Genomic DNA, 16,537 nt, shown 5'->3' on the forward strand with positions numbered 1-16,537 from the left:
ACATTGGCGGGGCCGCCATGGCGGTGGCGGGCATGCGGTGTGTGGGCGTCGGGAACGGGATGTGGGCGTCGTGGTTCCAGAGCAGTTCGTCCGTGCGCTGGACGGTTTCGAGGCGGTGCTGGCGGCGACGCCCGCGGATCGGTGGCTTTCGCCGTCGCCGTGCGAGGGGTGGGCGGCGGTGGATGTGGCGGGGCATGTCACGGCGGGTCTGCTGGTGGTGGAGCTGCGGGCGGCAGGGCGTCCTCTCCCCCGGGAGGATCCGGACTGGCGGGCGGTGGCCGGTGCGGATCCGCTGGCGTCGTGGCGGGAGGTGCGCGGTCGCATGATGGCGGCGCTGACGCCCGAGGCGCTGGATCGGCGGATCGGGCTGGCCATCGGTGTGGAGATGACGATGCGTGAGTGGCTGGAGCGGTATCCGCTGGAGCTGCTGGTGCACACGTGGGATCTGGCGCAGGCGACCGGGCAGAGGGTGGTGTTCGACGCGGATCTGGTGGGTCCGGCGCTGGAGACGGCGGAGCGGATGGCGCCTCGGGGGCGTGAGGTGGGCATGGTGGGGCCCGCGGTGGCCGTCCCCGACGATGCCGACGGTCAGGCGCGGCTGCTGGCGCTGTTCGGCCGCTCCCCCGCCGCGGCGGAGGGTGCCCCGGAATGACGGGGGTGCGGGAGCGGGACGGTGGGGTTAGGGTGCGGGGTATGCGACGTCGACATTGATCTTCACCTGAGGCGGGGCTCGCGCGGAGGCTGTACGTCTACGCGTTCCTCGAGGATTTCGTTGTTCTGTACCCGGTGTACGCGGTGCTGTTCGCCGAGACCGGGTTGTCGCCCGCTGCGATCTCGTCGTTGTTCGTGATCTGGTCGGTCACGACGTTCTCTCTTGAGCTGCCGTCCGGTGTGTGGGCGGATGTGTTCTCGCGCCGGTTGCTGCTGGTGGTGTCTCCCCTGCTGGCGGGTGCGGGTTTCGGGTTGTGGGTGTTGTTCCCGTCGTATGCGGCGTTCGCCGTGGGGTTCGTGCTGTGGGGTGCGGGGTCGGCGCTGCGTTCGGGGACGATGCAGGCGCTGGTGTACGAGCGGCTGGAGCGTGTGGGGGCTGCGGGTGCGTACGCGCGTTTGATGGGGCGTTCTGAGGCGGTGTCGCTGCTGGCGGTGGTGGCGGCGTCGGCGGTGGCGTCGCCGGTGCTGGCGGCGGGGGGTTACCGGGCGCTGGGGTTGGCGAGTGTGGCGGTGTGCGCGGTGTGTGCGGTGGCGGGGTGGTTCCTGCCGGAGTCGCGGGGCGGCGGTGAGGATGAGCCGGAGCCGTCGCTTGGGTCGGTGGTGCGCCAGGGGTGGGCGCAGGTGCGGGGTGAGCCGGCGGTGCGGTGGGCGCTGCTGCTGGTCGTGGCGGTGGAGGGTGTGACGGCGCTGGACGAGTACGTGCCGTTGCTGGTGCGGTCGACGGGGGTGGCGGCGGCGTCGGTTCCGTTGCTGGTGTTGGTGGTGACGGTCGGTGACGCGGTGGGCGGCTGGCTGGCGGGGCGTGGTGTGCGGTGGCTGGCGCCGGTGCTGGCGGTGGGTGCGGTGTGCCTTGCGGTGGGGTCGTTGAGCGGGCGGCCGGGTGGGCTGGTGCTGGTGGCGGTGGCGTTCGGGGTGTTCCGGTGGGCGATGGCGGCTGCGGACGCGCGGTTGCAGGACCGGATCGGTGACGGGGCGCGGGCGACGGTGACGTCGGTGGCGGGGTTCGGGTCGGAGACGGTGGCGGTGCTGGCGTTCGCCGGGTATGCGGTGGGTTCGCGGTGGGCGGGCGCGGGGGTGCTGATGGGTGCGGCGGCGGTGCCGTATCTGCTGACGGCGGTCGTCCTGGGGGCGGGGGCGCGGCGGGGGCGCGTACATCGGGAGATGTAGGCGGGCGGGGGGTGCTGCGCCAAAGGCGCAGGGCGGTTGCACGCTCGCGTCCGATTCGGTGGCGGGGTGTGCGCTTTGAGGATCGTGGGGTCGTTGCGGATCGATTCTTGGAGCGTGTGCTGATGGGTGGGGACGCGCTGGTTCTGGCGCGGGTGCAGTTCGCGTTGACGGCCGGTACGCATTTCCTGTTCGTGGCGTTGACGCTGGGGCTGGCGACGCTGGTGGCGTTGACGCAGACGCGGGCGGCGGTGTCGGGCAGTGCGGTGCATGCGCGGATGGTGCGTTTCTGGGGGCAGCTGTACGTCGTCAACTATGCGGTGGGGATCGTCACCGGTCTGGTGATGGAGTTCCAGTTCGGGTTGAACTGGTCGGGTCTGTCGCGGGTGACGGGGAACGTGTTCGGGGCGCCGCTGGCGCTGGAGACGATCGTGGCGTTCTTCGTGGAGTCGACGTTCCTGGGGTTGTGGATCTTCGGGTGGGATCGGCTGAACCGGTGGGTGCATCTGGCGCTGATCTGGGTGGTGACGCTGACGGCGTACCTGTCGGCGTACTTCGTGCTGGTGGCGAACGGGTGGATGCAGCGTCCGGTGGGGTTCGAGATGGTGGACGGCGCGGCGCGGCTGACCGATGCGGGGGCGCTGCTGGCGAATCCGACGGCGGTGCTGGCGTTCTTCCATGTGCTGTTCGGGGGGCTGCTGACGGCGGGGTTCTTCATGGCCGGGGTGAGCGGCTATCACCTGCTGCGGCGGACGGGTGAGGTGGAGTTCTTCCGGCGGTCGATGCGGATCGGGCTGGTGACGGTGATCGTGTCGGTGATGCCGGTGGTGGTCTTCGGCGGGACGCAGTTCGAGTACGTGCAGCCGACGAAGGGCGGCGGGGACGACGCGGCGGCGGCGGTGGCCGATTTCACGGCGCGGTTCGGGCCGGACGACTACATGCCTCCGGGGCTGGCGGGCGCCGGTGAGGCGCTGATGACGACGATGTGGCTGCTGATGCTGATCGTGGCGGCGGTGGCGCTGGTGAAGGTGCCGTTCGGGCGGTGGCTGGTGCGGGGCCGGGTCTTTCACGTGCTGGTGATCGCGGCGGTGCCGCTGCCGTATGTGGCGATGCTGTCGGGGTGGGTGTTCCGCGAGGTGGGGCGGCAGCCGTGGATGGTCTACGGGGTGCTGAAGACGCGGGACGCGGTGTCGCCGGAGGTGGGTGCGGGGGCGGTCACGGCGTCGTTCGCGGCGTTCTCGGTGCTGTTCGCGGTGCTGTTCGTGGTGAACGCGTGGCTGCTGGCGCGGTTCGCGCGGCGCGGTCCGGAGGGTGCGGGGCTGGGGGCCGCTCCCCCGGCGGGTCCGGCCGAGCCGGTGTTGAGCGCGACGTTCTGACAGGAGCTGTTCGATGGAGTCTCTCGCGGTGGTGTTGCTGGCGGTGTTCGCCGGCGGGTATCTGGTGCTGGGCGGTGCCGATGTCGGGGTGGGGATGCTGCTGCCGTGGCTGGGCCGTGACCAGCGGGAGCGGCGGCTGGTGATCGCCTCGTTCGCGCCGTTCTTCCTGGGCAACGAGGTGTGGCTGGTGGCTGCGGCGGGCCTGGTGGCGGGTGCGTTCCCGGGGCTGGAGCACCGGCTGCTGGAGGAGCTGTTCCCGCTGTTCGTGGTGCTGCTGATCGGCTGGGTCGTGCGGGACATGGGGCTGTGGCTGCGGGGCCGGGTGGACGCGGCGGCGTGGCGCGGGGCGTGCGACGCGGCGGTCGTGGCGGGCAGTTGGGCGCTGGCGCTGGCGTGGGGGTCGGTGCTGGGGTCGGTGCTGGCCGGCGGCGGGCTGAACGCCGGGAGCGTGCTGGGGCTGCCGCTGGCGGCGCTGTTCGCCTGGCACGGCGCGGGGTTCGCGCGGTGGCGGCTGCCGGCGGGGCCGGCGGAGCGGGCGGGCCGGTTCCCGGCGCGGTACGGGCTGTCGGCGCTGGTGATGGCGTGGGCGCCGGTGGTGGCCGGTTCGCAGGTGCCGTGGTCGCAGGTGGTGGCCGAGGGGGCGGGGCTGACGATGACGGCGGTGGTGACGGTGGCGGTGCTGCCGCTGCTGGTGGCGTCGCAGGCGCTGGTGTGGTGGACGTTCCGGGGCCGGGTGCAGGCCCCCTCGTACCTGTAGCGGGGCCGTGGTGAAGAAGGTCGAGCGGCGGCTGCTGGGGCTGTTGCCCCGCGGGGTGGTGGCGGCGCTGGGGGTGCTGGCGGCGGGGCAGGGCGTGCTGCTGGTGGTGCAGGCGGAGCTGCTGGTGCGGGCGGTGGCCGGTGTGGACGCCGGTCCGCTGCCGTGGCTGGCGGCTGCGGTCGCGGGGCGGGCGGTGCTGGCGTGGGCGGCGGCGCGGATGGCGGGCCGGGCGGCGGCGGGGGTGAAGCGGGGGCTGCGTGAGGGGCTGCTGCGCGGGCGTCCGGGTGAGGAGGGGCGGGCGGGGGCGCGGGTGACGCTGCTGACGCGGGGCCTGGACGCGGTCGACCCGTTCTTCACCGGGTATGTGCCGCAGCTGCTGGCGGCGTGCGTGGTGCCGGTGGTGGTGCTGGCCCGGCTGGCGTCGGTGGACTGGGCGTCGGCGCTGGTGGTGGCGGTGACGGTGCCGCTGGTGCCGGTGTTCGGCGCGCTGGTGGGGTTGCGGACGGCGGCGCTGACGGGGCGGCAGTGGGGGCTGCTGCACCGGCTGGGCGGTCATTTCCGGGACGTGCTGGCGGGGCTGGGGACGTTGCGGGCGTTCGGGCGGACCGGGCACCAGTCGGTGGTGGTGCGGGAGCTGGCGGGCGAGCACCGGCGGGCGAGTGTGCGGGCGCTGCGGGTGGCGTTCCTGTCGTCGCTGGTGCTGGAGCTGGTGTGCGCGCTGTCGGTGGCGGTGGTGGCGGTCCCGGTGGGGTTGCGGCTGCTGGAGGGCGGCATGGCGCTGCGGGCGGGTCTGCTGGTGCTGGTGCTGACGCCGGAGGTGTATCTGCCGTTGCGGGCGCTGGGGCAGCGGTTCCACGCCAGCGCGGAGGGGGTCGCGGCGGCGGAGGCGGCGTTCGCCGCGCTGGACGCGCGGCCGGGAGCGGCGGCGGGCGGTGCCGTGCAGGGGCGCGGGGCGCCGGAGATCGTGCTGGAGGAGGTGACCGTCCGCTATCCGGGGTCGGAGCGGGCGGCGCTGGAGAGGGTGTCGCTGCGGATCGCGGCGGGTGAGCGGGTGGCGGTGACGGGGCCGTCGGGGGCGGGCAAGTCGACGCTGCTGCTGGTGCTGGCGGGGCTCGTGGCGCCCGATTCGGGGCGGGTGCTGGTCGACGGGGTGGATCTGGCGGAGCTGGACGTCGCGGCGTGGCGGTCGCGGCTGGGGTGGGTTCCGCAGCGTCCGCACCTGTTCGCGGCGTCGGTGGCCGACAACATCCGCCTCGCGGACCCCGGCGCGGGGACGGGCCGGGTCGCGGAGGCGGCGCGGGCGGCGGCGGTGGACTTCGTGGACGACCTGCCGGACGGGTGGGACACGGTGCTCGGGGAGGGCGGTGCGGGGCTGTCGGCGGGGCAGCGGCAGCGGCTGGCGATCGCGCGGGCGTTCCTTTCGGGCGGGCCGGTGATGCTGCTGGACGAGCCGACGGCGCGGCTGGACCTGCACAGCGAGCGGGTGCTGGTGGACGCGGCGGTGCGGCTGCTGGCCGGGCGGACGGCGGTGCTGGTTGCGCACCGTCCGGCGCTGCTGCGGGCGGCGGACCGGGTGGTGCGGCTGGAGGGCGGCCGGGTCGTGCCGCGGGTGGCCGAGGAGGCGGCGTGACAAGCGCGGGCGGTGTGCAGGGCGGGGGTGTGTGGGGGGCGGTGCGTCCGCACGCGGTGCGGCTGGCGGCCGCGGCGTTGGCGGGCGCGGCGGCGGAGCTGTGCGGGCTGGGGCTGATCGCGGCGGCGGCGTGGCTGATCGCGCGGGCGTCGCAGCGGCCGGAGCTGGCGGCGCTGTCGCTGGCGATCGTGGCGGTGCGGGGGTTCGCGCTGGCGAAGGGGTCGCTGCGGTACGTGGAGCGGCTGGCCGGGCATGACGCGGCGCTGCGAGTGCTGGCGGAGCTGCGGGGGCGGGTGTTCGACGCCCTGGCGGCGGCGCGCGCGGACGCGCGGCGGCGGGTGCGGGACGGTGACGCGCTGACCCGGATGGTGTCGGACGTGGAGGCCGTCCAGGATCTGCTGCTGCGGTGCGTGCTGCCGGCGGTGGCGGCGGTGGTGTGCGGGGCGGCGGGCGTGGCGGTGTGCGCGCTGGTGCGGGCGCCGGCCGCGGCGGTGCTGGCCGGTGGCCTGCTGGTGGCGGGGGTGGCGCTCCCGGTGGTGGCGGCGGTGGCCGGGGGGCGTGCGGCGGCGCGGACGGCGGCCGGGCGCGAGGCGCTGGCGGTGCGTGCGCTGGACGTGCTGGAGGGCGCGGCGGACCTGGCGATGGCAGGGGCGTCGGCGCGGTACGCGGCGCGGGCGGGTGACGCGGCGCGGCGCCTGGAGCGCGCCGAGCATGCGGCGGCGCGGGTTTCGGCGCTGGTGGCGGGCGCCGGTTTCGCGGTGCAGGGCGTCACCGTCGCGGCGGTCGCCTGGGTGGGCCTGCGGGCGGGGGTGGACGAGGTCGGCGCGGCGGTGCTGGCGCTGACGTCGCTGGTGGCGGTGGAGTCGGTGCTGCCGCTGGCGGGCGCGGCGCAGCGGCTGCGGGAGGCGGCGCCGGCGCTGCGGCGGGTCGCGGCGGTGCTGGCCGCTCCCCCGGCGGCCGCTCCCCCGGCGGCGGGGCGGGAGCGTCCCGCGCCGCTGCCGGCCGGGCCGCTGGAGGTGGAGCTGCTCGGCGTCACCGTCACCTACGGCGGCGGGCGGGGCGCCGGCTGGGAGGGGGCGGCGCTGGACGGGGTGGATCTGCGGGTGGAGCGGGGCCGGCGCGTCGCGGTGGTCGGGGCGAGCGGCGCGGGCAAGAGCACGCTGCTGGCGGCGGTGTGCGGGGAGGTGGAGGCGGCGTCGGGCGCGGTCGTGCTGGGCGGCCGTCCGCTGGGCGAGTACGCGCCCGGGGACGTGCGGGCGGCGGTGCGGGGGCTGGCGCAGGACGCGCACGTGTTCGCCGGGTCGGTCCGGGCGAACCTGCTGCTGGCGCGCCCGGACGCGAGCGAGGCGCGGCTGCGGGAGGCGGCGGCGCGGGCGCGGTTCGCCGAGGTGGTGGAGGAGCTGCCGGAGGGGTGGGACACGGTGGTCGGCGCGGGCGGGCGGGGCCTGTCGGGCGGGCAGCGGCAGCGGCTGCTGCTGGCGCGGGCGCTGCTGGCCGACCCGCCGGTGCTGGTGCTGGACGAGCCGGCCGAGGCGCTGGATCCGTCGGTGGCGGACGCGCTGACGCGCGATCTGCTGGAGGCGCCGGGCGGGGGGACGCTGCTGCTGGTCACGCACCGGCTCGCGGCGCTGCCGGCGGCGGACGAGATCGTGGTGCTGGACCGGGGGCGGGTGGTGCAGCGCGGCCGGCACGCCGACCTGGTGGCCGTGCCGGGCGCCTACCGCGACCTGTGGGACGCCGAACTCCTGTCCGCCTGACCCGCTCGGGGGGTCGTTTCGCGCAGGATGCGCCCGAGGATCGCGATGCCCTCGGTGAGGGCGGACCCGGGGACCGCCGCGTAGCCGAGGACCAGCCCGGGCGGGTGCGGGCGCTGCGCGTGCCAGGACAGCGGATGGGTCTTCACGCCGTGCTCCAGCGCCGCCGCGGCGAGGTCGGCGTCGCCGGTCCCGTCGCCGGTCCCGTCGCCGAGGCCGCCGGGGAAGGTGACGGTCAGGTGCAGGCCCGCTGCGGCGCCGTGGACGCGGGCGCCCGGCAGGTGCGCGCCGATCGCGGCGATCATGGTGTCGCGGCGGTGGCGGTGGCGGCGCCGCAGCAGCCGCAGGCCGCGTTCCATCTCCCCCGAGGCCATCAGCTCGGCCAGCACGAGCTGGGGCAGGGCGGCGTTGCCGAGGTCGGCGAAGCGCTTCTCGGCGACGACCGCGTCCAGGTGGGCGGGCGGCGGCAGGATCCAGCCGGTCCGCAGCGCCGGGGCCAGGAGCTTGGACACGCTGCCGGTGTGGAAGACGCGGTCGGCGAGCATGGACCGCAGGGCCGGGGCGGGCGGCCGGTCGTAGCGGTGCTCGGCGTCGTAGTCGTCCTCGATGACCAGGCCGCCGCCGGCGGCCCAGCGCATCAGCTCGCGGCGGCGGCGCCCGCCGAGCACGACCCCGGTCGGGAACTGGTGGGCGGGGGTGAGCAGCACGGCGGGGGCGCCGGTGTCGCGGAGCAGGTCGACGCGGATCCCGTCGGCGTCGACGGGGACGGGCGGGGTGGCGGTCCCCCAGTGCCGCAGGTGCTGGCGGACGCCGAGCGAGCCGGGGTCCTCCACGGCGACGGCGCCGATCCCGTCCCGGGCCAGGACGCGGGCGATGAGGCCGATGGCCTGCGCGGTCCCGGCGGTGACGACGAGCGCGTCAGGGTCGGCGCGGATCCCGCGGGTGCGGGCGAGCCAGGCGGCGATGGCGGTGCGCAGCGCGGGGACGCCGCGCGGGTCGCCGTAGCCGAGGGCGGCGGCGGGCAGGTCGCGCAGGACGGTGCGTTCGGCGCGCTGCCAGGCGGCGCGCGGGAACGCGGCCAGGTCGGGCAGGCCGGGTGTCAGGTCGATGCGGGCGGGCCGGTCGCGCAGGACGTCGAAGACGTCCGCGCCCGGTTCGCCGGGGAAGGGCGCGCCGGGCGGCGGCGCGGGCGAGGCGGCGGGCGGGACCGCGGAGGCCGGGACGGCCGGGGCCGGGGCCGGGGCGGGGGTGAGCGGGGCGGCGACGACGACGGTGCCGGCGCGGCCGCGTCCGGCGAGGTGGCCTTCGTCGGCCAGGCGCTGGTAGGCCTCGGTGACCACGCCGCGGGAGACCCGCAGTTCGGCCGCCAGCACGCGGGTGGCGGGCAGGCGGGACCCGACGGGCAGGCGGCCGTCGGCGATCGCGTCGCGCAGGCGCCCGGCGAGCCAGTCCGACAGGCCCCGCGGCGGGGCGTCGGAGGGGTCGAGCTGGAGGAAGTCCGACCCCCGAGTTATGGACCGTTCGGGTTGCTCGCCATTGGACCTGTTCACCAGGCCATTGTGGGGCCACGGTGAACCCCATGGAGACCACGACGGCAGCCGCCGGGCCAGGGGGCGGACCGGGCGGATACGTGCACGGCTACTCGGGGCGGGAGGCGCGGCGGCTCGCCGACCAGGCCGACGCGCTGGCCGCGCTGCTGCACGACGGCACCGCCTACCCGGCCGGGAGCCGGGTGCTGGAGGCGGGCTGCGGCGTCGGCGCGCAGACGGTGCACCTGCTGGGCCGCTCCCCCGGTGCGCGGCTGACCGCGGTGGACGTCTCGGCGGCGTCGCTGGACCAGGCGCGCGCCCGGGTCGCCGCCGCCGGGCTCCCGGCCCCGGGCGGCGGCGGGCGGGTGGAGTGGGTGCGGGCGGACCTGCACGACCTGCCGTTCGCCGACGGGGCGTTCGACCACGCGTTCGTGTGCTTCGTGCTGGAGCATCTGCCCGACCCGGGGGCGGTGCTGGCGGGGCTGCGGCGGGTGCTGCGGCCCGGCGGGACGCTCACCGTCATCGAGGGCGACCACGGGTCGGCGTTCTTCCATCCCGACAGCGCCCACGCCCGCGCCGCCGTGTCCCACCTGGTGGCGCTGCAGGCCGCCGCCGGCGGCGACGCGCTCGTCGGGCGGCGGCTGCGGCCGCTGGTGACCGCCGCCGGATACGCGCGGGTCACCGCCGGTCCCCGCACCGTGTACGCCGACGAGGCCCGGCCCGATCTGGCGCGGGCGGTCACCCTGGACACCTTCACCACGATGGTCGGGGCGGTGCGCGACGACGCGGTCGCCGCGGGGCTCTCCACCGCCGCCGACTTCGACCGCGGCATCGCCGACCTGCGCCGCACCGCCGCCGAGGGCGGGACCTTCCACTACACGTTCTTCAAGGCGACCGCGGTGAACCCGCCGGTCAGTCCTCGGGCAGGAGCGGGCCGAGGGGTCCGAGGTCGAGGTTGAGGTCGTGGTCGTCGAGGCCGAAGTGGTCCTTGAGCCGTCCCATCGCCTCCTCCAGCCGCATCAGCGCCAGGCCGAGCGCCTCGACCTGCTCCTCGGTCAGGTCGCCGCCCTCGGCGCGGCGCAGCGCCTGCCGCTCCATCAGCTGCCGGACCAGCTCGACCAGGGTCAGGACCAGCTTCACCAGGTCCCGCTCGACCGTCTCGGGGTCGGACCGCAGCCGCTGCATCGTCCGCGACGACCGCTCCCGCGGCCCCATCTCCCTGGCGGGCGCCGCCCGCACCGGCACCGCCCCCTCGGAGGGAGGCCAGTCAGTGCCGGTCAAATCAGTGCCGGTCAAATCAGTGGCAGTGCGGTACGAGGCGGTGCGGCCCGCGAGGATGTCGTCGGTGAACGGGTCCCCCTCGGCGGGGTCGTGCACCGACACCTCTCCCGTCACCGGCTCCCGGCCGGAACCGGAACGCGTCGGTCGGCTCATGAGCGGTCCTCCTCACCGAGCAGTTCGTCGCGGACGGTGGTGATCAGCGCGCGCAGCGACACCTGCACCAGGTCGACGTCGGCGACGGAGATGACCAGGTCCCCGGCGATGACGACGCCGCCCGCCAGGAGGCGGTCCAGCAGGTCCACCAGCGCGATCCGCTCCAGCGGCGCGTCGCCGCCGTGGTCCAGGACGGCCGTCACGCCTCCCCCGCCTCCCGCGCCTTCCGCGGGGGCGTGGCCGCGCCGGGGCCGGAGGTGTCGATGAAGGAGTAGGGCGGCCAGGGCCCGGTCACCTCCACCTCGATGCCCTCCAGGCGTTCGGCCGCGGCGCGCGTCACCGCGAGGAACCCCTCCACCTGCTCGTCGTCCAGCAGGTAGGCGACGTTGAGGATCTGCGTCCCGGGCCGGCCGGACAGGCGGGGGTCCTGCGGCGGGTGGTGCCGCGAGGCGACCGCGTGGTCGGCGAGCTCGGCGTGGACGGCGTCGGCCTGCCCGGCGATCCGGCGTCCCGCCTCGGCGCGGCGGCGCCGTTCCTGCTGCCGGCGCCGCAGGTAGGCGGTCCCGACTCCGCCTGACCCGGTGTCGCCCGACCCGGTGTCGCCGGTGGTGGGGTGGGGGTGGTGGCCGGTGGGGGGCTCGGCGCTCGGCGCGACCCCCCCACCGGAATCCTGGGCGGGTCCCTCGCCGCGAAGCGACTCGGGGGCGGCGTAGGCCTTCACGCCCCATTCCGAGCGGCCGGAGACCAGGTCGAGGACCTCGGCGAACCGCTCGCCCTGGGCGGCCAGGACCTCGGCGACCCGGGCGTCGTCGCGGTAGATGGTCGCGATCCGCACCGGCGCGGTGGGGGCGGCGTGCGCGGCGCGGTCGACGACGTCGTGGTGGGCGCGGGCGGTGGCCTCCAGCCACGCCAGGTCCTCCAGGTTGGCGCGCAGCGCGGCCTCGCCGTACTCCTCCAGCCGGACGGTGCTGACCAGCGCGGTCAGCCCGGCGGCGCGCACGCCGCGCACGGGCGCGCCCGCGACTCCGGCGGCGTCGCCGAGCGCGGCGGGGTCCAGGCCGCGCGCCACGCCGTACAGGTAGACGGCGGTGCCGCCGGCGAGCGGTGCGGCGGTCATGATCGGGTCTCCTTCCCGGTCCCGGCGCCCGGCCGGTCGGCGTGGTCGCCGTCGTCGCCGGTGTCGCCGGTGTCGCCGGTGTCGCCGGCGGCGGCCTCCAGCGCGGCCAGGCGCTCGCGCAGCCGCCGGTTCTCCTCCCGCAGCTCGCGATCCCCGCCCGCGTCGCCGTCGATCTCGTCGCGGCGGGCCTTGGACGACAGGGACGGGTCGTGCTCCCACCAGTCGATGCCCATCTCCCTGGCCCGGTCGACCGAGGCGACCAGCAGCCGCAGCTTGATGGTCAGCAGCTCGATGTCCAGCAGGTTGATCCGGATGTCCCCGACGATCACGATTCCCTTGTCGAGGATGCGTTCCAGCAGGTCGGCCAGGTTGGCCGACTGCCGCTCCCCGGCCATCGAGCGGGCCGGGGAGCGGCCGCCGGTCCAGGAGATCTCACTCAATGCCCCTCAGTCCCTCTCCACTCGTCCGCGGGGATAGCGGCGGGCGCGCCGGTAGGCGACCAGCTCCCCGTCCGCGTCCACCTCGGTGTCGTAGACCGCGAGGATGTCGGCGGAGTCGGGGATGCGGCGGGTCTCCACGACCTCGACCGTGATCCGCCAGCCGTCCTCGCCGGCGCGTTCCACCCCGACCACGCTCTCGGCGCTGCGGCCGGTCATCGCGGTGACGTGCTCGACCGCGCACTCGGCGGCCTTGGACGCGGACAACATCTTCGGCCTCCTGTCAGCCGCCCGGCTGGTAGCCGCGGGCGCGGCCCTCGTTCAGCCGGCGGATGAGGTCCTCCTCGCGGGCCGCGGCCTCCTCCTCGGTGATCTCGCCCTCGGCGACCTCGTCGGCGATCTGCTGCATCTCCGCGGCGATCCGGCCCGGGTCGTACAGCTGCGCCTCGGCCTGCTCGGTGAGGGTCTCGGCCAGCCACATCACGCCCCGCACGGGCGCGAGCGGCAGCGTGACCAGCCCGGTGAACAGCCCCATCGCCTCACGCCTCCGGGACGAAGTCGTAGGGCGGCAGGGGCCCGATCAGCCGGATCCGGATCCGGTCGCCGTGGGTCTGGCCGAGCTTGTCGACGGCCTCCTCGAACTCGGCGCGGCGGTCGGCGCGGACCAGGAACGAGGCGTCCAGGACGTCCTCCTCGCGGGCCGGGGACTTGCGCACGAACGCCTCGGCGGCGGGCGCGGACCCGTCCAGGAGAACCTGCCCGTCGACCTCGCGGCGCCGGTCCATCGCCTGGGCGATCAGCTCGCCGAGCCGGACCCGGTCGTAGTAGACGGCGTCGGCGGCGTCGGCGGGCACCTCCCGCACCCGCCGCGACAGCTCGGCGATCTCCGGCTCGGCCGTCATGATCTCGCGGAGCACGGCGTCCTGGACGTAGGTGGCCTTGAGGCGCAGCTCGACGCGGCCCTCCAGCTGGTCCAGGACCTGCCCGAGGCGGTCGGAGTTGCCGGCCAGCAGTTCCTTCTCCACGGCGTCGCGGTCCGACAGCGCGGCGCCGAACCGGAACGGCAGCACCACGGTCCCGGCGTCGACGAGCGCGTTCAGCACCCGCTGGTGCGCGACCAGGTCGGCGCGCTCGCCGAGCGCCCTTCCCTGCGGCAGGTCGCTGACGACGGCGGCGCACACGCCGCCGTCCTGGACCAGCGACACCGGCCGGTCGTCCAGGCCGGCGACGTCCTGCGGCAGCGCCGCATCCGAGCGGACCACCCCGTACACGTACTGCGGGACCCGGTCCCCGGAGCCGCCGGGGGTCTGCGGCGTGGTCATTCGTCCTCGTCCTCCTTCTTGCGGGAAGAGCGGCGCCGTGCGGGCTGCTTGTCGTCGTCGGAGTCGTCGTCGGAGCCGCCGAAGGTCTCCTTCAGCCGTTCCTGCGCGCCTTCCAGGGCGCCGCGGGTCTTCTTCTTGGCGCCCGACTCCTGCGCCTCGCCCAGGAACTGCGGCAGGCCCTGGGAGGTGCCGTCGTGGGCGATGTCGAGACGGTTCACGGCCTCGGCGAAGCGCAGGTAGGTGTCGACGCTGGCGACCACGATCCGCACGTCCACCGTGAGGATCTCGATCCCGACCAGCGACACCCGCGCGTACAGGTCGATGACCAGTCCCTTCTCCAGGATCAGGTCGACGACGTCGGCGAGGCTGCTGCCCGAGCCGCCGCGCTGCACGGTGGTGCTGCCCGACGTCTGCTGGGCGATCGGCCCAGTCATGTCATCTCCTCGTCTAGGGGGTCTTGCTTTTGCACGAACCCCGGTGTACCCGTGCTGACCTTCCTAAACGGGCTGCCCGGTTCCGGTCACCCCCGGTTCAAGGCGGCGGGGGGTGGTCCAGGACGCCGCAAACCCCCGGGAAACAGGCGTTTTCCGGGGGTTTGCTCGACGGGTCAGCGTTTGCGGGCGGTGATGCGGCCGACCACGACGCCGGCGGCGGCCGCGCCGACCACCGGGACGGCGCGCAGCAGCCGGCCGAGGGTGAGGAGCTTGGCCAGCCCCGCCACCTTCCCGGGCAGCGCCGTGACCTGGGCGCCGGCCTTGGACGCGCCCCGCGCGGCGGTCGCCGCGGTGTCCTTGGCTCCGGCGCCGGCGTCGCGCGCCGCGCCCTGCGCGCCGCCGGCCGCGCCCTTGGCGGTGCCTCCGGCGGCCTTCTGGGCGGTGCCGGCCGCCCTGCTCGCGTGCTTGCTGACCTTGCCGGACCCGTTGCCCGGCGTCGAGGGGGTGTCCATCGTCGATTCCTTTCGTCGAGGGGTGTGCGTTGCTTCGGGTGTGCGTTCGGGGGGTGCCGGCGCTCAGCCGCCGCGCAGGAGCGGCAGCACCTCACCGGCGTAGAAGTCGAAGAATCCGTCCTGGTCGGGGCCGATCTGCGTGACGAACACGTCGTCGTAGCCGGCGTCGGCGTAGGCGCGCAGCGCCCGCGCGTGGACCTCGGGGTCGGGGCCGCACGGCACCCGCTCGGCCACCATGTCCTCGGTGACCAGGTCCGACAGCTGCCGGAACTGCCGCGGCAGCGGCAGCAGCTGGTTCGCCTCGCCCGGCAGCAGGTCGCTGGCCCACAGCCGCCGCGCCGTCCGGCGCGCCTCGGCCGGGTCGGGGGCCCAGCACACCTTCAGCCCGCCCTGGACCGGTCTGCCCTCGCCGCCGCCGTGCCGGTACTCGGCCACCAGCGCGGTGTCGGGCATCATGCAGATGAACCCGTCGGCGATCCGGCCGGCCAGCCGCGCCGCCCGGTCCCCGAACCCCGACATGAAGATCGGCGGCGGTTCGTCGGGGCGGGTGTACAGCCGGGCGGTGTCGAGCCGGTAGTGCGCGCCGCGGTGGGTGACCAGCTCGCCGGTGAACAGCCGCCGCATCAGGGCGACGGCCTCCTCCAGCATCTCCATCCGCTCGGCGGCCGGCGGCCACCGCGAGTCCACGATGTGCTCGTTGAGGAACTCGCCGGTCCCGACGCCGAGAGTGAAGCGGCCGCCGGTCAGCACCGCGCACGTCGCCGCGGCCTGCGCGACGACCGCCGGGTGCGTGCGCACCAGCGGGCACGTCACCGCCGTCCCGACCGGCAGCGACGTCGCCTGCGACAGCGCGCCCACCACCGACCACACGAACGAGGACTGCCCCTGCTCGTCCAGCCACGGATGGAAGTGGTCGGATATCCACAGCGCCTCGAAGCCCGCGCTCTCGGCGAGCCGCGCCTGCCGCAGCAGCTCCCGCGGCTCGTGCTCCTCGGCGGACAGGAAGTACCCGAACCTGGTCATCCGCGTCCGCGCCTCCCTGCTCGTCGGCCGCCACCCGGGGTCCGCGCCGGCCCGTATCGCGGCCTACCCCGCCCGAACGCCGCAAACATGCCGCGGCCAAGGCGGACGCGCACTGGCGGCGGGTGCGGTGGCGGGTGCGGTGGCGGTTGAAACCGTCCGTCCGGGTATTGCGAGGGTCATGCCGGCCCGCGCATCCGACCCCGCACCCGCCCGCGCCCCCTCCCCCGCCGAGCCGGTGGCCTGGTGGGCGGTGCTGCTGGGGTGCTACCTGGCGCTGGTGCCCGCGGTCTCGGTGACCGAGATCACCGTGGGGGCGGTGGCCGCCGCGGCCGGCGCCGCCGCCGCGGTCGCCGCGCGCCGCGCCCTGCTCGCCACCGGCGCCCCCGAGGGGGACGGCGGTCGCGGTCGGGGCACCGTCCCGCCCGCCAGGCTCATGCGGCCGATGGTGCGGCTGCCCGCCCAGATCGTCGCCGACACCGCCCGCATCGCGGTGCGCGGCGCGTCCGGCGGGCGGTGGGTGACGCTGGCCGCCGCGCCCGGGACCGCCGGCCGCGGTGTCGCGACCCTGCTCTTGTCGGCCTCTCCCGGCACCTACGTCGGCGGCGTCGACCCGGCGCGCGGGGCCGTGCGCGTGCACCGCCTCGCCGGGGACCCGTCACCCTTCGAGCGGCGCCTGCGCGACGCCGGGCTGATCGGCGAGCACACCGAGCACACCGAGGATCGCGGGGACCGTGGGGGCGACGGCGGGGAGCGGTCGTGACGGCCGCCGCGGCCGGTGCCGCCGTCCCGGCGGTGGTCCTCATGGCCGGTGCGCTGCTGCCGGCGCTGGTGGCGACCCTGCGGGGCGGTCCGGCCGGGCGCCTGGCGGGGCTGATCGCCGCGGGGCCGGTGGTGACGCTCGTGCTGGTGCTGCTGGCCGCCGCCTACGGCCGTCCCGCCTACCTCGACGTCGCGCTGGTGATGGCGCTGCTGTCGTTCGCCGGGTCGCTGGTGTTCGCCCGGTTCCTCAGCCGGACCCTGTGAAAGGAGGGACGCCGATGACGCTCGCGCTGCTCGCCGACGTGCTGATGTGGGCCGGTACCGGTGTCGCCGTGGTGGCCGGGCTGCGGCTGCCGCTCACCCGCGGCGCCGCAGCCCGCCTGCACACCGTCGCTCCCCTCACCGTGCTGGCCGCGCCGCTGCTGGTCGCCGGGATGGCGCTGCGGCCCTGGTCGTCGTGGCACGACGTGGCCAAGCTCGCCGTCATCGCGGTGCTGCTGGCCGCGACCGGCCCGGCCACCGTGGTCACCGCGGCGCAGGCCGTCCGGCGCACCGCCGGCGGATCGGAGTGACCCCGC

21 protein-coding genes are annotated in these 16,537 nt (G+C 76.0%); 10 read left to right on the top strand and 11 right to left on the bottom strand.

Annotated elements, in window-relative coordinates; genetic code table 11:
• Window positions 1-61: 61 nt before the first annotated feature.
• The 6 genes from K8Z49_RS05975 (at window position 62) to cydC (ending at window position 7,395) form a co-directional block, all read left to right on the top strand.
• A complete protein-coding gene (locus K8Z49_RS05975; RefSeq protein WP_412517797.1) occupies window positions 62-652 on the top strand; it encodes a TIGR03086 family metal-binding protein in 591 nt (196 codons plus the stop codon).
• A gap of 89 nt (window positions 653-741) precedes the next feature.
• A complete protein-coding gene (locus K8Z49_RS05980) occupies window positions 742-1,878 on the top strand; it encodes an MFS transporter (RefSeq protein ID WP_412520994.1) in 1,137 nt (378 codons plus the stop codon).
• Window positions 1,879-2,000: 122 nt separating this feature from the next.
• Window positions 2,001-3,251, top strand: a complete 1,251-nt coding sequence (locus K8Z49_RS05985) for a cytochrome ubiquinol oxidase subunit I (protein ID WP_024936610.1) — start codon at window positions 2,001-2,003, stop codon at window positions 3,249-3,251.
• Window positions 3,252-3,264: 13 nt separating this feature from the next.
• Window positions 3,265-4,008, top strand: coding sequence for a cytochrome d ubiquinol oxidase subunit II (locus tag K8Z49_RS05990; RefSeq protein ID WP_024936611.1), 744 nt, complete (start codon window positions 3,265-3,267; stop codon window positions 4,006-4,008).
• A 10-nt stretch (window positions 4,009-4,018) separates the two neighbouring features.
• Window positions 4,019-5,638 (top strand): thiol reductant ABC exporter subunit CydD, encoded by a 1,620-nt coding sequence (gene cydD / locus K8Z49_RS05995; RefSeq protein ID WP_412517798.1) that lies wholly within the window; start codon window positions 4,019-4,021, stop codon window positions 5,636-5,638.
• Window positions 5,635-7,395, top strand: a complete 1,761-nt coding sequence (gene cydC, locus K8Z49_RS06000; protein WP_412517799.1) for a thiol reductant ABC exporter subunit CydC — start codon at window positions 5,635-5,637, stop codon at window positions 7,393-7,395. The genes cydD and cydC overlap by 4 nt, the downstream gene beginning before the upstream one ends.
• Here the strand turns inward: cydC and K8Z49_RS06005 are convergent.
• Window positions 7,356-8,942: a PLP-dependent aminotransferase family protein gene (locus K8Z49_RS06005; protein ID WP_412517800.1), complete on the bottom strand. Its 1,587-nt coding sequence runs from the start codon at window positions 8,940-8,942 to the stop codon at window positions 7,356-7,358. The genes cydC and K8Z49_RS06005 overlap by 40 nt on opposite strands.
• 29 nt (window positions 8,943-8,971) lie before the next feature.
• Between K8Z49_RS06005 and K8Z49_RS06010 the strand changes: the two genes are divergently transcribed.
• Entirely contained in the window at window positions 8,972-9,880 is a 909-nt protein-coding gene (locus K8Z49_RS06010; protein WP_412517801.1) for a methyltransferase domain-containing protein, read from the top strand.
• On the opposite strand, the gene K8Z49_RS06015 is transcribed toward K8Z49_RS06010, so the two are convergent.
• The 10 genes from K8Z49_RS06015 to K8Z49_RS06060 all read right to left on the bottom strand — a co-directional run bounded on the left by K8Z49_RS06015 (window position 9,834) and on the right by K8Z49_RS06060 (window position 15,200).
• Window positions 9,834-10,355, bottom strand: coding sequence for a gas vesicle protein K (locus tag K8Z49_RS06015; RefSeq protein ID WP_021599784.1), 522 nt, complete (start codon window positions 10,353-10,355; stop codon window positions 9,834-9,836). The genes K8Z49_RS06010 and K8Z49_RS06015 overlap by 47 nt on opposite strands.
• A complete protein-coding gene (locus K8Z49_RS06020) occupies window positions 10,352-10,558 on the bottom strand; it encodes a gas vesicle protein (RefSeq protein WP_075022397.1) in 207 nt (68 codons plus the stop codon). Before K8Z49_RS06020 ends, K8Z49_RS06015 begins: the two co-directional genes overlap by 4 nt.
• Entirely contained in the window at window positions 10,555-11,472 is a 918-nt protein-coding gene (locus K8Z49_RS06025) for a GvpL/GvpF family gas vesicle protein (protein WP_412517802.1), read from the bottom strand. The genes K8Z49_RS06020 and K8Z49_RS06025 overlap by 4 nt, the downstream gene beginning before the upstream one ends.
• Window positions 11,469-11,912, bottom strand: a complete 444-nt coding sequence (locus K8Z49_RS06030; protein ID WP_412517803.1) for a gas vesicle protein — start codon at window positions 11,910-11,912, stop codon at window positions 11,469-11,471. Before K8Z49_RS06030 ends, K8Z49_RS06025 begins: the two co-directional genes overlap by 4 nt.
• A 6-nt stretch (window positions 11,913-11,918) precedes the next feature.
• A complete protein-coding gene (gene gvpO, locus K8Z49_RS06035) occupies window positions 11,919-12,179 on the bottom strand; it encodes a gas vesicle protein GvpO (protein ID WP_021599779.1) in 261 nt (86 codons plus the stop codon).
• Window positions 12,180-12,192: 13 nt separating this feature from the next.
• Window positions 12,193-12,444, bottom strand: a complete 252-nt coding sequence (locus K8Z49_RS06040) for a gas vesicle protein GvpG (protein ID WP_021599778.1) — start codon at window positions 12,442-12,444, stop codon at window positions 12,193-12,195.
• A 4-nt stretch (window positions 12,445-12,448) separates the two neighbouring features.
• Entirely contained in the window at window positions 12,449-13,231 is a 783-nt protein-coding gene (locus tag K8Z49_RS06045; protein ID WP_075022400.1) for a GvpL/GvpF family gas vesicle protein, read from the bottom strand.
• Window positions 13,228-13,665, bottom strand: a complete 438-nt coding sequence (gene gvpJ / locus K8Z49_RS06050; RefSeq protein ID WP_075022401.1) for a gas vesicle protein GvpJ — start codon at window positions 13,663-13,665, stop codon at window positions 13,228-13,230. Before gvpJ ends, K8Z49_RS06045 begins: the two co-directional genes overlap by 4 nt.
• 173 nt (window positions 13,666-13,838) lie before the next feature.
• Entirely contained in the window at window positions 13,839-14,177 is a 339-nt protein-coding gene (locus tag K8Z49_RS06055; protein ID WP_024936764.1) for a hypothetical protein, read from the bottom strand.
• Window positions 14,178-14,240: 63 nt separating this feature from the next.
• A complete protein-coding gene (locus K8Z49_RS06060) occupies window positions 14,241-15,200 on the bottom strand; it encodes a TIGR03557 family F420-dependent LLM class oxidoreductase (RefSeq protein ID WP_111833504.1) in 960 nt (319 codons plus the stop codon).
• A 178-nt stretch (window positions 15,201-15,378) separates the two neighbouring features.
• Here K8Z49_RS06060 and K8Z49_RS06065 point away from each other — a divergent pair, with 178 nt between their 5' ends.
• The 3 genes from K8Z49_RS06065 to K8Z49_RS06075 are packed head-to-tail and all read left to right on the top strand — an operon-like array spanning window position 15,379 to window position 16,531.
• A complete protein-coding gene (locus tag K8Z49_RS06065) occupies window positions 15,379-15,960 on the top strand; it encodes a hypothetical protein (RefSeq protein WP_412517804.1) in 582 nt (193 codons plus the stop codon).
• A complete protein-coding gene (locus tag K8Z49_RS06070; protein WP_021600507.1) occupies window positions 15,957-16,223 on the top strand; it encodes a monovalent cation/H+ antiporter complex subunit F in 267 nt (88 codons plus the stop codon). The genes K8Z49_RS06065 and K8Z49_RS06070 overlap by 4 nt, the downstream gene beginning before the upstream one ends.
• Before the next feature lie 14 nt (window positions 16,224-16,237).
• Window positions 16,238-16,531: a monovalent cation/H(+) antiporter subunit G gene (locus K8Z49_RS06075; RefSeq protein ID WP_075022404.1), complete on the top strand. Its 294-nt coding sequence runs from the start codon at window positions 16,238-16,240 to the stop codon at window positions 16,529-16,531.
• The last annotated feature ends 6 nt before the right edge of the window (window positions 16,532-16,537 follow it).

The sequence above is a fragment of the Actinomadura madurae genome, from assembly GCF_047130825.1.
Lineage (GTDB): Bacteria > Actinomycetota > Actinomycetes > Streptosporangiales > Streptosporangiaceae > Spirillospora > Spirillospora madurae.

What these genes read in the sequence shown, in the direction of transcription:
- K8Z49_RS05990 (WP_024936611.1), top strand. Translation starts at nt 3,265, where the DNA reads ATGGAGTCTCTCGCGGTGGTGTTGCTGGCGGTGTTCGCCGGCGGGTAT.
- K8Z49_RS06015 (WP_021599784.1), bottom strand. Translation starts at nt 10,355, where the DNA reads ATGAGCCGACCGACGCGTTCCGGTTCCGGCCGGGAGCCGGTGACGGGA.
- gvpJ (WP_075022401.1), bottom strand. Translation starts at nt 13,665, where the DNA reads ATGACTGGGCCGATCGCCCAGCAGACGTCGGGCAGCACCACCGTGCAG.
- K8Z49_RS06010 (WP_412517801.1), top strand. Translation starts at nt 8,972, where the DNA reads ATGGAGACCACGACGGCAGCCGCCGGGCCAGGGGGCGGACCGGGCGGA.
- K8Z49_RS06075 (WP_075022404.1), top strand. Translation starts at nt 16,238, where the DNA reads ATGACGCTCGCGCTGCTCGCCGACGTGCTGATGTGGGCCGGTACCGGT.
- K8Z49_RS06045 (WP_075022400.1), bottom strand. Translation starts at nt 13,231, where the DNA reads ATGACCACGCCGCAGACCCCCGGCGGCTCCGGGGACCGGGTCCCGCAG.
- K8Z49_RS06060 (WP_111833504.1), bottom strand. Translation starts at nt 15,200, where the DNA reads ATGACCAGGTTCGGGTACTTCCTGTCCGCCGAGGAGCACGAGCCGCGG.
- K8Z49_RS06055 (WP_024936764.1), bottom strand. Translation starts at nt 14,177, where the DNA reads ATGGACACCCCCTCGACGCCGGGCAACGGGTCCGGCAAGGTCAGCAAG.
- K8Z49_RS06040 (WP_021599778.1), bottom strand. Translation starts at nt 12,444, where the DNA reads ATGGGGCTGTTCACCGGGCTGGTCACGCTGCCGCTCGCGCCCGTGCGG.
- K8Z49_RS06065 (WP_412517804.1), top strand. Translation starts at nt 15,379, where the DNA reads ATGCCGGCCCGCGCATCCGACCCCGCACCCGCCCGCGCCCCCTCCCCC.
- K8Z49_RS06025 (WP_412517802.1), bottom strand. Translation starts at nt 11,472, where the DNA reads ATGACCGCCGCACCGCTCGCCGGCGGCACCGCCGTCTACCTGTACGGC.
- K8Z49_RS05985 (WP_024936610.1), top strand. Translation starts at nt 2,001, where the DNA reads ATGGGTGGGGACGCGCTGGTTCTGGCGCGGGTGCAGTTCGCGTTGACG.
- gvpO (WP_021599779.1), bottom strand. Translation starts at nt 12,179, where the DNA reads ATGTTGTCCGCGTCCAAGGCCGCCGAGTGCGCGGTCGAGCACGTCACC.